Below are 15,031 nucleotides of genomic sequence, written 5' to 3' on the forward strand. Positions count from 1 at the left end.
ATGGTATCCCTCGATGCTTTATGGAATGAATTAAAAGCAACATACCAAAAGGATTTATCGCCTGCTAGCTATAATACATGGATCGAAACAGCGAACCCTCGAACCCTTGATCAAAACCAGCTCGTTGTTGAGGTTCCTAGCAAGATTCATAAAGAATATTGGGAAAAAAACCTGGCGACAAAAATCGTTGAAGTCGGTTATATGTTATCAGGAAATGAGATTATCCCTCGCTTTATTACTGGCGAAGAAGCAGAGCAAGAAGAAGTTATAGAAGAAAAAAATCCAAAAGTTGTGGCACCTAGTCCGCTAAAAAAAGCCATGCTGAACCCTAAATATACCTTTGATACGTTTGTCATTGGTAAAGGAAACCAGATGGCTCATGCAGCAGCGCTCGTTGTAGCAGAAGATCCAGGTTCTATTTATAACCCGCTCTTCTTTTATGGAGGCGTGGGACTTGGTAAGACTCACTTGATGCATGCAATTGGTCATCAAATGCTGCAAAGTCAGCCTAATGCCAAAGTAAAATATGTAAGCAGTGAAACTTTTGCTAATGATTTCATCAATTCGATCCAAAACAAAACAGCAGAAGAGTTCCGTCAAGAATATCGAAATGTTGATTTACTGCTAGTGGATGACATTCAATTTTTTGCAGAAAAAGAAGCTACGCAAGAAGAGTTTTTCCATACTTTCAATGCCTTGTACAATGAAGGGAAACAAATCGTACTAACCAGTGATCGGTTGCCAAACGAGATTCCGAAACTGCAAGAACGCCTCGTTTCTCGCTTTGCATGGGGGCTGTCTGTTGATATTACACCGCCGGATCTTGAAACAAGAACAGCGATTTTACGTAAAAAAGCGGCGGCTGAACGTCTAGAGATCCCAGATGACACACTAAGCTACATCGCAGGACAAATTGATTCTAACATTCGTGAATTAGAAGGTGCGCTTGTTCGAGTGCAAGCTTTTGCTGCGATGAATAGTGAAGATATTTCGACTAGTCTAGCTGCAGACGCACTGAAAACGTTAAAATCAGGAAAAGGACATCCTCAATTGTCAATCCTGCAGATCCAAGAAGAAGTGGCAAAGTATTATCACATCCAATTGAAAGATCTCAAAGGAAAGAAACGCGTCAAATCTATTGTTGTTCCTAGACAAATCGCTATGTATTTGGCACGTGAGCTCACAGATAATTCTTTACCGAAAATCGGAGCTGAATTCGGTGGCAAGGATCATACAACGGTTATCCATGCTCATGAAAAAATCCAGCAGCTGATGGATTCTAGTGTCAGTATGCAAAATGAAGTATCAGAAATCAAAAACTTTTTACTAAATTAATTTGTCGATTCTATCAACTGAAAATAGCATGTGGATAAAAGAAAAAAACGTTCAAAAGTTATGCACACTTTTTCCACAGCTGTTTTTTCGTTTCTCTCTTACGTTTTTTGAGTTTTCCACAGAATCAACATGCCCTATTACTTTTATTATTCTTTTTAACTAATAATAAATAAACAAACATTCAAAGGAGATACATCATGAAAGTTACTTTAAACCGAGCTAGCTTTATGCAGGAATTGCAAACTGTTCAACGAGCTATTTCAAGCAAAACCACGATCCCTATTTTGACAGGTGTAAAAATCACACTGACACAAGAAGGTTTGACTTTGACGGGGAGCAACGCTGATATATCAATTGAAACTTTTTTGTCTGTTGAAAACGAAAAAGCAAATATGCAAATCGAATCTACTGGTTCCATTGTTTTACAAGCACGTTTCTTTAGCGAAATCATTCGGAGACTTCCTGAAGAAACATTTACTTTAGAAGTTTTAGAAAATAAACAAGTAGCGATTACTTCTGGAAAAGCGAATTTTATCGTAAATGGATTAGATGCAGATAACTATCCTCATCTTCCTGTTGTCGAAAGCCATAACCAGATGAAATTACCTGTACACGTATTGACTAAACTAATCAACGAAACAGTTTTTGCTGTCTCACAACATGAGAGTCGTCCAATCTTGACAGGTGTGCATTTCATTTTATCTGATAATTCTTTATTGGCTGTAGCTACTGATTCTCACCGTCTAAGTCAACGCGTGATTCCAGTAGAACAAGCGGCTGATCATTTTGATATTGTTATTCCTGGAAAAAGTTTGATCGAATTATCTCGCTCATTAACAAATGAAGAAGAAATCGTCGAAATCAGCATTATGGAAAACCAAGTGTTGTTCAAAACAGAAACGATGTATTTCTATTCCCGTTTGCTAGAAGGAAACTATCCTGATACCAATCGTTTGATTCCTTCAAGTTTTAATACAGAGGTTGAATTTTCTGTTCCTAGCTTTTTAGCGGCGATCGAACGGGCTTCTTTACTTTCTCATGAAGGCCGTAACAACATCGTTCGTTTATCTATTCGTCCAGATGCGGTTGTTTTATACGGAAATTCGCCAGAAATCGGGAAAGTAGAAGAAAGCTTGAGTTATACAGCAAGCAGTGGCGATCCATTAGATATTTCTTTCAATCCGGATTATATGAAAGCAGCGTTGCGTGCATTTGGAGATATGAGCATCAAAGTGAAATTTATCTCTGCTATTCGTCCATTTACATTGGAACCAACGGAAGATGGCGTTCAATTTATTCAGCTGATTACTCCTGTACGTACAAATTAACAATGATTTTCATTGTTCTTGAAAATTTAATTGAAAAGAAATAGAAAAAATAAAATTTTAAACAGAAGGCCCTAAAATCTCTTTTAAGGCTTTCTGTTTATTTTTGTTTAAATCACCTTTTTTAGATTAAATCGTCTTATATGGAAAAATATATGGATAAATTTGTTTTATTGCGAAAAAAAAGGTATAATAGAGTATACTTTTAATAATGAAAATGAGGGATGGGCATTGAAACAACAAGTCATTCTAAATACGGAATTCATGACGTTGGGCCAAATGTTGAAAGAAGTCACAGTTATCGGTAGTGGCGGACAAGCAAAATGGTATTTGGCAGAAAACACTGTGTTAGTCGATGGCGAACCAGAAAATCGTCGTGGACGCAAACTTTATCCCGGCATGATGGTTGAAGTTCCAGAAGTAGGAACTTTTTTTATGGTAAAAAAAGGAAACGACGATAATGAGGCTGAATAAGCTGTATTTAAAAAATTATCGAAATTACGAAGAGCTGAACATCGAATTTTCCAAGAACCTCGTCATCTTTTTAGGAGAAAATGCGCAAGGAAAAACGAATCTTTTGGAAAGTATCTACGTATTAGCTATGACGCGAAGTCATCGGACAAGTAGTGAGCAGGAATTGATTGGCTGGACTGACGATCAGGCGATGATTCAAGGAGAGATCACAAAAGGTTCATCCACTCTTCCATTAGAAATCTTATTATCTAAAAAAGGCCGAAAAACCAAGATCAACCATATCGAACAGAAAAAGTTAAGTACTTACGTGGGACAAATGAATGTCATTTTATTTGCACCAGAAGATCTTTCTTTAGTAAAAGGCAGCCCGCAGATCAGGCGGAAGTTTTTAGATATGGAATTAGGCCAGATCAATCCAATCTATCTTTATGATCTTGTCCAATACCAAGCAATTTTGAAACAAAGAAACCAGTATTTAAAGCAATTGAATGAAAAAAAACAAACTGATTTGCTTTATTTGGATATTTTGTCCGAACAACTAGCAGCGTTTGGCAGCAAAGTATTGAAAGCAAGAGCACAGTTCGTCAAGCGATTGGAGTTTTGGGCTAATTCTTTGCATCAGCAAATCACCCATCAAAAAGAGCAGCTGGAAATCGAGTATCTCACCGCAGTCGATTCTTTAGAAACACATACGCAAGAGCAAATCCAAGAACAATTTCTCGCACTTTTGAACCAAAATAAAAAGAAAGACCTTTTTCGGGGAACAACGACAGTTGGTCCTCATCGTGACGATCTTTCCTTTTTTATTAATCAGAAAAATGTGCAGACTTATGGATCGCAAGGACAGCAAAGAACAACTGCACTAAGTGTCAAATTAGCAGAAATCGATTTGATTAAAGAAGAGACAGGGGAATATCCAATCCTTTTGTTAGATGATGTGATGAGCGAGCTGGATGATAATCGTCAACTCCATCTGTTAGAAACAATCGAAGGAAAAGTTCAAACATTCTTAACAACAACGACACTTGACCATGTAAAAAATAAAATGACTGTTGAACCTGAGATTTTTTATGTTCAACAAGGGAAACTAAAAGGAGAAGAAACTGAATGACAGAAGAAAGAAGTTTAGTAGAACGCGCTAAAGAGTATGATGCCAGTCAGATTCAAGTACTTGAAGGACTTGAAGCCGTTCGTAAACGACCTGGCATGTATATCGGTTCGACTAGTTCTGAGGGTCTGCATCACCTTGTTTGGGAAATTGTCGATAATTCGATCGATGAAGTATTAGCAGGTTTTGCAACGAAAATCCATGTGATTATTGAAAAAGACAACAGTATCACCGTTATTGACGACGGTCGGGGGATACCTGTAGATATCCAGGCAAAAACTGGACGTCCTGCAGTTGAAACGGTCTTTACTGTTTTACATGCTGGAGGAAAATTCGGCGGTGGTGGGTACAAAGTTTCTGGTGGACTTCACGGAGTAGGATCTTCTGTTGTTAACGCGCTTTCTACACAGCTTGATGTCAAAGTATACAAAGAAGGAAATGTGTACTATCAAGAATATCGTCGTGGAGCTGTAGTGGACGACTTAAAGATTATCGAACAAACGGATCGCCATGGAACAATGGTTCACTTTACGCCAGACCCTGAAATTTTTACAGAGACAACCGAGTTTGATTTTTCAAAATTGGCTACCCGGATCCGTGAACTTGCTTTCTTGAACCGCGGGATGCGTATATCGATTGAAGACAAACGAGAAGAAGAACCAGTCATCAATGAATACCATTATGACGGCGGGATCAAAAGTTATGTCGAATACTTGAATGCAAACAAAACCGTGATTTTTCCAGAACCTGTATATTTGGAAGGTGAACAGCAAGATATCGCCGTTGAAGTCTCTATGCAATATACAGACGGCTACCATTCCAATATCATGAGTTTTGCCAACAATATCCATACGTATGAAGGCGGAACACATGAATCAGGATTCAAGACTGCTTTAACTCGTGTGATAAATGATTATGCCCGAAAACAAAAGCTGATGAAAGAAAATGATGACAACTTGACCGGTGAAGACGTGCGAGAAGGATTGACAGCTGTTATTTCTATCAAGCATCCTGACCCTCAATTCGAAGGACAAACAAAAACAAAATTGGGCAATTCCGAAGTACGGACAGTCACTGATCGGTTATTTAGCGAACATTTCATGAAATTCTTGCTGGAAAACCCAAGTGTGGGCCGTCAAATTGTTGAAAAAGGATTACTAGCTTCCAGAGCTCGTCTAGCAGCGAAACGTGCGCGTGAAGTAACGAGACGTAAAGGTGCTTTAGAGATTAGTAATCTGCCAGGAAAATTAGCGGACTGCTCTAGCAACGATCCTGAAAAATGCGAATTGTTCATCGTCGAAGGAGATTCGGCCGGCGGATCAGCTAAGCAAGGTCGTAATCGAGAGTTTCAAGCCATCTTGCCTATTCGTGGGAAAATCTTGAATGTTGAAAAAGCAAGCATGGACAAGATCTTGGCAAATGAAGAGATCCGGTCTTTATTTACTGCTATGGGTACAGGGTTTGGAGAAGATTTTGATGTATCGAAAGCTCGCTACCACAAATTAGTTATCATGACTGATGCCGATGTCGACGGCGCGCATATCCGTACATTGCTGCTGACTCTTTTTTATCGTTACATGCGTCCTATTGTTGAAGCTGGATACGTCTATATTGCTCAGCCACCTTTATACGGGGTAAAACAAGGGAAGAATATTACGTATGTACAACCAGGAAAAAATGCAGAAGAAGAGTTGAAACAAGTCGTTGCTTCACTTCCTGCCTCACCAAAACCAAGCGTTCAGCGTTATAAAGGACTTGGAGAAATGGATGATCATCAACTATGGGAAACAACTATGGACCCAAGCAATCGGATGATGGCCCGCGTCAGTGTGGACGATGCTATTGCAGCAGATCAGATATTTGAAATGTTGATGGGGGATCGAGTAGAACCCCGTCGTGCATTCATCGAGGAAAATGCACACTATGTGAAGAACTTAGATATTTAATCATGAAGGAGGAAAAAGAATGAGTGAAGAAATCAGAGAAAACATCCATGATGTCAATCTAACCAGCGAAATGAAAGACTCCTTCATCGATTATGCGATGAGTGTTATTGTCGCACGTGCACTTCCTGATGTCAGAGATGGTCTGAAACCCGTTCACCGCCGTATTTTATACGGCATGAACGAATTAGGTGTAACACCGGATAAAGCCCATAAAAAATCTGCCAGAATCGTCGGAGATGTCATGGGTAAATACCATCCTCATGGAGACAGTGCGATCTATGAGTCAATGGTACGGATGGCGCAGCCATTCAGCTACCGTTATATGCTAGTGGATGGTCATGGAAACTTTGGTTCTGTTGACGGTGACGGTGCCGCCGCTATGCGTTATACCGAAGCACGGATGAGCAAAATCGCTACAGAAATGCTGCGTGATATCAATAAGAACACTGTTGATTTCCAAAGCAACTATGATGATACAGAAAAAGAACCAGTTGTACTACCTGCTCGCTTCCCGAATCTTTTAGTGAACGGAACAACGGGGATCGCCGTAGGTATGGCCACGAATATCCCACCTCATAACTTGTCTGAGGTAGTAGCGGCTATCGATTTGCTGATGGATAATCCTGATGTGACGACCAATGAATTGATGGAAGTATTACCTGGACCAGATTTTCCAACAGGTGGTTTGGTTATGGGGAAATCAGGAATCCGAAGAGCGTATGAAACAGGTAAGGGTTCTATTACCGTACGTGCAAAAGTTGAGATTACTGAGATGCCAAATGGTAAAGAACGGATCATCGTGACAGAATTGCCTTATATGGTCAATAAAGCAAAATTGATCGAACGGATTTCTGAACTGCACAGAGACAAGCGTATCGAAGGGATCACAGATTTGCGGGACGAATCTTCCCGTGAAGGTATGCGGATCGTCATTGACATCCGTCGTGACGCCAGCGCATCCGTTATCTTGAATAACTTATATAAATTGACATCCTTGCAAAATTCATTTGGATTCAATATGTTGGCGATCGAAAAAGGTGTGCCGAAAGTTTTGAGCTTGAAACAAATTCTTGAAAACTATATCGAACATCAGCGCGAAGTCATCACAAGACGGACGGTCTTTGAAAAAGAAAAAGCAGAAGCAAGGGCACACATTTTAGAAGGTTTGCGTATTGCTTTGGATCATATCGATGAAATTATTGCGATTATCCGTGGGTCTAAATCAGATGACGAAGCAAAAGCGACGATGATCGAACGGTTCGATTTATCCGATCGCCAGTCCCAAGCTATTTTAGATATGCGTTTACGCCGATTGACCGGTTTGGAACGGGAAAAAATCGAAAATGAATACCAAGAACTCTTAAAACTGATTGAAGATTTAACTGACATTCTGGCAAGACCAGAACGTGTTACAGAAATTATCAAGAATGAATTAGCAGACTTGAATCAACGATTTGGTGATAAACGACGCACAGAATTACTAGTCGGTGAGGTCTTAAGTCTGGAAGATGAAGATTTAATCGAAGAAGAAGAAATCGTTATTACATTGACAAACAATGGTTACATCAAACGTTTGGCAAATAATGAATTCAGAGCTCAACGAAGGGGTGGACGTGGTGTCCAAGGAATGGGTATCCACAATGACGACTTCGTCAAAAATCTGGTTTCTTGTTCTACCCATGATACATTGTTATTCTTTACGAATAACGGAAAAGTGTATCGGGCAAAAGGATATGAAATTCCAGAATACGGGCGTACAGCCAAAGGAATCCCAATCATCAATTTACTAGGTATCGATTCGAGTGAAAGCATCCAGGCAATCATTGCGGTGACGGGAGAAGCAGAAGAAGGCCACTATCTCTTCTTTACGACGCGTCAAGGTACAGTAAAACGTACTTCTGTCACTGCTTTTGCTAACATCCGAAGTAATGGTCTGATCGCAATTGGTTTGAAAGAAGACGATGAGCTCGTCAATGTGCTACTGACAGATGGTCAATCTAATATCATTATCGGAACACATAACGGCTACTCTGTCACTTTCAAAGAAGAAGCAGTCCGCGATATGGGACGTACAGCTTCCGGGGTCAGAGGGATACGCCTGCGTGAGGAAGATTATGTCGTTGGGGCAGCCTTAATGAAGGGAAATCAAGAAGTATTAGTGATCACAGAAAAAGGTTACGGAAAACGGACAAAAGTATCGGAATATCCAGTGAAAGGCCGCGGAGGTAAAGGGATCAAAACGGCGAACATCACTGAAAAAAATGGTCCACTAGCTGGGTTGACCACTGTTTCTGGAGATGAAGACATCATGCTGATTACAGATAAAGGTGTCATTATCCGTTTCAACGTATCGACTGTTTCTCAAACTGGACGTTCAACATTAGGCGTACGTTTGATGAAGATGGAAGCTGATACGAAAGTTGTCACGATGGCAGCAGTCGAACCAGAAGCTGCAGAACAAACAGTTGAAGAACAAGGATCAGAAGAATAACCATCAAGACTAATTGTGTAAGCTAGCAAGAATGACCGATTAAAAAATCTGGTTATTCCTGCTGGCTTTTTTGATTAGTTGAATTTCTCTTAAAATATTCGAAACTGTTCATTCTGTATTGCTTTTGACCAAAATAGAGTGTATAATCAGAGCTTGTGAGTAGTCTAATTAATTAGATAACTCTCCTTGCTCTTAGGAACCTAAGAGCCGAAAGTCCACAGGGAGGTGAATATCAATGGAAAACACGAAATATGAAATCATGTACATTATTCGTCCAAACATTGATGAAGAAGCAAAAACTGCTTTAATCGAACGTTTCGATGCAATCTTGAAAGATAACGGAGCAGAAGTTATCGAATCAAAAGATTGGGAAAAACGCCGTTTCGCTTATGAAATGAACGGTTACCGTGAAGGTATCTATCACATCGTTAAAGTATCTTCTCCATCATCAGCAAATGCTGTCAATGAATTTGACCGTCTTGCTAAAATCAACGACGATATCATTCGTCACATGATTGTTAAAGAAGAAGCTTAATTGTTGTTTCATGTGAAACAATAGAAAACGATGAGAGGAGATGACTATTTTGATTAATAATGTTGTATTAGTTGGACGTCTGACGAAAGATCCAGATTTGCGTTACACAGCAAGTGGTACGGCAGTCGCAACATTTACTTTGGCTGTGAATCGTAATTTTACAAACCAAAGCGGCAATCGCGAGGCTGATTTTATCAACTGTGTGATTTGGCGCAAATCAGCAGAAACTTTAGCAAACTATGCTCGTAAAGGAACACTTTTAGGTGTTACTGGACGTATCCAAACTCGTTCTTATGATAATCAGCAAGGACAACGTGTATACGTGACAGAAGTAGTAGCTGACAACTTCCAATTGCTGGAAAGTCGTTCTGCATCTGAAAATCGCCAACAAAGCGGCGGATTCCAAAGTTCTGGTCAATCAGCTGGCGGATTTGGCGGAAACAATAACTCTAATCAAACATCTCAATCATCCAACGGTATGCCTGATTTCGACCGTGATACTTCTGACCCATTCGGCTCAAGTTCAACGATCGACATTTCAGACGATGATTTACCATTCTAAACGAATTTGATAGGAGGGAAATAGAATGGCACAACAAAGAAGAGGCGGACGTAAACGTCGTAAAGTAGACTACATTGCTGCTAACCATATTGAATATATCGATTATAAAGATATCGAATTACTAAAAAGATTTATTTCAGAACGCGGTAAAATCTTGCCACGTCGTGTAACTGGTACAGGCGCTAAAAACCAACGTAAAATTACTGTTGCAATCAAACGCGCTCGTATCATGGGCTTGCTACCTTTCGTTAGCGAAGACTAATAAATCCTAGGAATTGAATGACTGATCCTTTTGATCAGCTATTCAATTCCTTTTTTTCTGTAAAAATAACCTCTATTCGTTTAGTCGCTCGAATGACGAAAGTTATGGTAAAATCAAATTAGTCATATATGGGAGGAAAATTATGGAAAATAAAAACAATCATTTATCCCCGAAACCTCTCTTCCTTATCCTGTTTATATTAATCGAAGTATTGGTAGTCTTAATTTTACCATTTCGTTTTGTTAGCGCTTCGGTCATTCTATTGATGAATTTATGGGGTGTTCGCTATTGGTTGAAAATGAAACGTTGGCTTATTTTAAATAAACGTGAAAAAATCCAGCAGGCTTCGACTGTAGCTGAAACCAATCTAGCTTATGTCTCAGAAGTCATGCCTGTAGGAGTGATTGCTTATCAGCCATCAAGCCAAAAAATCGAATGGCTCAATCCATTAGCATTGAAAATCAAAGATCAAAGTGGATTAACAGAGGAAGAATTGCTAGATACTTTTTTTACTGCAAAAGAAAAAAAGAAAAACCAAGTCTATCTAGCAGATAAAACATTTCAGTTTGATATGGATACAGTAAAGGGTGTTGTTTATTTTAATGATATTACCCAAAACCAGTTGTTAAAACTCCATCAGACGAACAGTCAGCCGGTGATTGGTATTTTATCTATTGATAACTATGCAGATGCCATTGATAAATTAGATGACAAAGAGATTTCTTATTTGAACTCTTTCGTCACTACACTAGTTTCTGACTGGATGAATGAATACCATGTCTTTTTCAAAAGAATCAACGCAGAACGGTTTTTCTTCGTAGCACAGATGATCGATCTGAAAAAGATGATGGATAAAAAATTTGATTTGCTGGATCGCTTTCGAGCAGAAGCTGAAAAACAGAGCTCGCCTATCACCCTTAGTATGGGGATTGCTTATGGCTCAAGAACCCTCGATGAAATCGGTGGAGAAGCTCAGAATAATTTAGATGTTGCTTTAGTCCGTGGAGGCGACCAAGTTGTCGTGAAAGAGGTAAAAGAAGGAGCAAAACCTGTTTATTATGGGGGGAAATCTGCTAAGAATGTCAAACGCACGCGTGTTCGTTCTCGAGCGATGAGTACCGCTTTGCGTCGGATTTTTGATGAAACAGGCGATGTGTTTATCATGGGGCACAAGTTTCCGGATATGGATGCTTTAGGCTCTGCTTTTGGTGTCAGTTGTCTGGCACGCTTCAACCAGAAAAAAGCTTACATCGTTATCAACGAGAACGAGATCATTCCAGATGTAGAACGGTGTCTTGAAGAAATCCATAAGCATCCTGAATTAGAAATGCAACTAATCTCTCCAGAACGTGCCATAGAGCTGAAAAAAGAAGAGGACCTCCTCGTGATGGTGGATTACCATAAACCTTCTCTATCGATCTCTCAGGGCCTATATGAGCAATTTGATAAGATTGTGATCATTGATCACCATCGTCGTGGAGAAGAGTTTCCAAGTAAACCTCTGCTGACTTATATCGAATCTTCAGCTTCTTCAGCTTCAGAGCTAGTTTCTGAGCTGATCCAATACCAAAGCAGCAAAACAAATCGCTTAGATCGTTTTGAGGCCACATTATTGCTTGCAGGGATGGTTGTAGATACAAATAGTTTCAATGTCCGTACAACTGCACGAACTTTTGACGTTGCCAGCTATTTAAGGTCTTGTGGAGCAGACGCATCCTTAGTACAATATTTATTGAGCTCGGATTTAGCGACATACTTGGAGATCAGCAATTTGATTGCTGGAAGCGACTATGTGACTTCTGATATTGTTGTGGCGGCAGGGACAGACGAAAAAGAGTATAATAGTGTTATAGCAGCAAAAACAGCAGATACATTGCTTTCGATGATCAATATCAATGCAGCTTTCGTCATTACAAAGCGGACAGACGGCTTGATTGGGATCAGTGCCAGAAGTACCGGCACGATCAACGTCCAAATCATCATGGAATCCTTAGGTGGCGGAGGACACTTCACAAACGCAGCTACTCAACTGGAAAATACGACAGTTGAGGAAACAAAACAGAAGCTATTTGCTGCAATCAAAGAAAATATGAATCAAATATATGATAAGGAGTAATCCAAATGAAAGTAATTTTTTTACAAGATGTAAAAGGAAAAGGTAAAAAAGGGGACATCAAAGAAGTTCCAGCAGGTTATGCACAAAATTATCTAATCAAAAATAACTTGGCAAAAGAAGCAACGAAAAGCAGTATCAGTCAGTTAGCAGGACAAAAGAAAGCGCAAGAAAAACACGAAGCTGAAATCTTGGAAGAAGCTAAAAAGTTAAAAGAATTCTTGGAAAAAGAAGATACTGTAGTCGAATTGAAGGCGAAAGCAGGGGAAGACAGCCGTTTGTTTGGTTCGATCCCTTCAAAACAAATTGCTGAAGGGTTAAACAAACAATACAAAATCAAATTAGATAAACGAAAAATCGAATTAGAAAATCCGATCCGTTCACTAGGCTACACAAACGTACCTGTTAAGCTTCATCATGAGGTGACGGCTACGATCAAAGTTCATGTCGTACAAGAATAACAAATCTTGATAGCGATGTTCAGCTGGTAAGTATAACCAGAAGGAGAAAAGACAAACCGAAATTTATCTGAGAAAACAGCTGCAGCAATGAAAGCAAAAGCTGCAAATCGATTTCAGATTGATTTCGGTTTCTTTTTTGGGAACAGCAAAATAACATAAAGAAAACGAGTATAATAAAAGAGAACTATTTTTTTATTACACTTTCGGTACGAATGATGACTTTTCTCTCATTTTCTTGTAAAATGAAGCAATTGAAGACAAGGAGCGATACGTATGAATGAAGTGTGGCAGGATCGAATCCCACCGCAAAATATTGAAGCTGAACAAGCGGTTTTAGGCTCTGTTTTTCTTGACGCAGAAACGATCATTGATGCCATGGAGTACATAGAGCCAAAAGACTTTTATCGTCGCGGCCATCAAATTATTTTTGAGACAATGATCGAGTTAAATGATCGTAATGAAGCGATTGACGTGGTTACTGTCAAAGACCGGCTGGAACAAGCCAATTTGTTAGAAGATGCCGGTGGTTTAAGTTATCTCTCAGACTTGGCATTAGCAGTTCCGACAGCAGCAAATATCGTCTACTATGCGAAAATCGTTGAAGAAAAATCATTGCTGCGTACATTGATCCAGACAGCAACAGGAATCGTTACGAAAGGATTCGAGCAAGGAGAAGAAGTTCAAACAATTTTAGATGATGCCGAACGCAGTATCTTGGAGGTTTCGGAAAAAAGAAATCGAAGCGGCTTTTTATCTATTGCTGAAGTACTGAACTCCACGATTGAAAATATCGATCGACTAGCTCAAAACAATGAAGAAATCACAGGTCTACCAACTGGCTATCAAGGTCTGGATAAAATGACAGCAGGTTTCCAGCCCGAAGAACTAATCATTCTTGCTGCACGTCCAGCGGTAGGTAAAACAGCGTTCGCATTGAATATTGCTCAAAATGTAGGAACAAAAACAGATCGTTCTGTTGCGATATTCAGTTTGGAAATGGGGGCAGAATCTCTTGTAAATCGGATGCTTTGTGCAGAAGGTTCGATTGAGGCCAGCCATTTACGTACAGGTCAGCTTTCGGAAGAAGAATGGTCGAATCTGATCGTTGCGATGGGGAGTCTTTCTCGAGCAAATATTTTTATCGATGATACACCAGGGATCAAAATCTCTGAAATCCGTGCGAAATGTCGGAAACTAGCTCAAGAAAAAGGCAATCTAGGCTTGATATTGATCGATTATTTGCAGTTGATTGAAGGTAACGGTAAAGAGAACCGTCAACAAGAAGTATCAGATATCTCTCGCCAACTGAAAAAACTGGCGAAAGAGCTGAAAGTACCTGTCATTGCTCTTTCACAGTTATCTCGTGGAGTAGAACAGCGACAAGACAAACGACCAGTGCTAAGTGATATTCGTGAATCCGGATCAATTGAACAAGATGCGGACATCGTAGCCTTCTTGTATCGAGATGATTATTATGAAAGAGAAGGCGGAGATGACGATGATGGAAACGAGCCAAAAAATGACAACGTCATCGAAGTCATCATCGAGAAGAACCGAAGCGGTGCACGAGGAACAGTTGAACTACTGTTTATCAAAGAATACAATAAGTTTTCGTCGCTTTCGCCAAGAGAAGAATTTTAAAGAAGAGGTTGTGAGCCTTGAGCAATGCCGAGAGCTCTCGTAAGAAGATGCAAGGAGTAACCGCAGGAACGACTAGAGTACTTAATTTAAACAGATCTCCAAAGGGATTGTGACAAAAGTCTTGTCACAGTCCCTTTTTCCGAATAAACGGTGTTCAATCAGCTGACCCTTGGTATTAGCTCAGCAAAAGTCAAAATATGAGGAACTATTTTGACGTTTGTTTCTCTAATACTCAGGTCAAAACGCTGATCTTACAACCTCTTTTCCTTAAACGGTGTTCTCCTGCCAACTCCTCGGTCACAAGTCACAATATCATCAAACATGAGAAGCAGTTTTTTGAAATTGCTCCTTGTGACTCAGAGTTAAACGGCAGGCTCACAACCTCTTTCTTAAACGGTGTTCAAAAGCTTGCATCTGCGGTAATACGCCCAATCAAACGAAAAATATGAGAAGCTATTTTTGTTTGGCTGTTCTTATTACTTGATGCAGGACAGCTTTTTCACAACCTCTGATTCACGGTGTTCCAAAAGTAGCTTCTTCGAAAAATAAGTCGAAATTTCACAAAAATTTGAGAAGCAATTTTCATACATTCCTTCTTATTTCTTGAAGCTGACCACTTCTGTTACAACCTTTTTTTTAACAATCACTCTAAAACGATAAAAGTTCGTTTTTTAAGCGTTTTTATAAAATAAAAATAAAAATCATTCGATTTTATTTGAAATATGTATCTATTATTGATACAATGGTTCAGGATTAAATAATATAGAACGAGGTGTTC

General features: G+C 39.5%; 12 protein-coding genes. All 12 read left to right on the forward strand.

Annotated elements, in window-relative coordinates; translation table 11 throughout:
• A partial coding sequence (gene dnaA, locus IGL15_RS00005; protein WP_002288360.1) for a chromosomal replication initiator protein DnaA occupies nt 1-1,335 on the forward strand: 1,335 nt, incomplete at its 5' end.
• Nucleotides 1,336-1,532: 197 nt separating this feature from the next.
• Nucleotides 1,533-2,663 (forward strand): DNA polymerase III subunit beta, encoded by a 1,131-nt coding sequence (dnaN, locus tag IGL15_RS00010; protein WP_002288361.1) that lies wholly within the window; start codon nt 1,533-1,535, stop codon nt 2,661-2,663.
• 228 nt (nt 2,664-2,891) lie between these two features.
• Entirely contained in the window at nt 2,892-3,134 is a 243-nt protein-coding gene (yaaA, locus tag IGL15_RS00015) for a S4 domain-containing protein YaaA (RefSeq protein WP_002295251.1), read from the forward strand.
• A complete protein-coding gene (recF, locus tag IGL15_RS00020) occupies nt 3,121-4,245 on the forward strand; it encodes a DNA replication/repair protein RecF (RefSeq protein WP_002288363.1) in 1,125 nt (374 codons plus the stop codon). The genes yaaA and recF overlap by 14 nt, the downstream gene beginning before the upstream one ends.
• Nucleotides 4,242-6,188 carry a DNA topoisomerase (ATP-hydrolyzing) subunit B gene (gyrB, locus tag IGL15_RS00025; protein ID WP_104765499.1) on the forward strand — a complete coding sequence of 649 codons (1,947 nt, stop codon included), beginning with the start codon at nt 4,242-4,244 and terminating at the stop codon, nt 6,186-6,188. The genes recF and gyrB overlap by 4 nt, the downstream gene beginning before the upstream one ends.
• A 19-nt stretch (nt 6,189-6,207) precedes the next feature.
• Complete coding sequence (gene gyrA, locus IGL15_RS00030; RefSeq protein ID WP_002307296.1) at nt 6,208-8,679, forward strand: DNA gyrase subunit A; 2,472 nt, start codon at nt 6,208-6,210, stop codon at nt 8,677-8,679.
• Nucleotides 8,680-8,914: 235 nt separating this feature from the next.
• Nucleotides 8,915-9,214 (forward strand): 30S ribosomal protein S6, encoded by a 300-nt coding sequence (gene rpsF / locus IGL15_RS00035; RefSeq protein ID WP_002288366.1) that lies wholly within the window; start codon nt 8,915-8,917, stop codon nt 9,212-9,214.
• Nucleotides 9,215-9,263: 49 nt separating this feature from the next.
• The gene (gene ssb / locus IGL15_RS00040) at nt 9,264-9,776 is read left to right on the forward strand and encodes a single-stranded DNA-binding protein (protein ID WP_002288368.1); all 513 of its coding nucleotides are present in this window, start codon (nt 9,264-9,266) and stop codon (nt 9,774-9,776) included.
• A gap of 25 nt (nt 9,777-9,801) precedes the next feature.
• On the forward strand, nt 9,802-10,038 hold the full coding sequence (gene rpsR, locus IGL15_RS00045) for a 30S ribosomal protein S18 (protein WP_002288370.1): 237 nt from the start codon (nt 9,802-9,804) through the stop codon (nt 10,036-10,038).
• Nucleotides 10,039-10,180: 142 nt separating this feature from the next.
• Nucleotides 10,181-12,154 (forward strand): DHH family phosphoesterase, encoded by a 1,974-nt coding sequence (locus IGL15_RS00050; RefSeq protein WP_002288371.1) that lies wholly within the window; start codon nt 10,181-10,183, stop codon nt 12,152-12,154.
• A gap of 5 nt (nt 12,155-12,159) precedes the next feature.
• A complete protein-coding gene (gene rplI, locus IGL15_RS00055) occupies nt 12,160-12,612 on the forward strand; it encodes a 50S ribosomal protein L9 (RefSeq protein WP_002288372.1) in 453 nt (150 codons plus the stop codon).
• 273 nt (nt 12,613-12,885) lie between these two features.
• A complete protein-coding gene (gene dnaB, locus IGL15_RS00060; protein WP_002288373.1) occupies nt 12,886-14,253 on the forward strand; it encodes a replicative DNA helicase in 1,368 nt (455 codons plus the stop codon).
• The last annotated feature ends 778 nt before the right edge of the window (nt 14,254-15,031 follow it).

Origin of the sequence: Enterococcus sp. DIV0436a (assembly GCF_051711605.1) — a bacterium.
Taxonomy (GTDB): Bacteria; Bacillota; Bacilli; order Lactobacillales; family Enterococcaceae; genus Enterococcus_B; species Enterococcus_B faecium.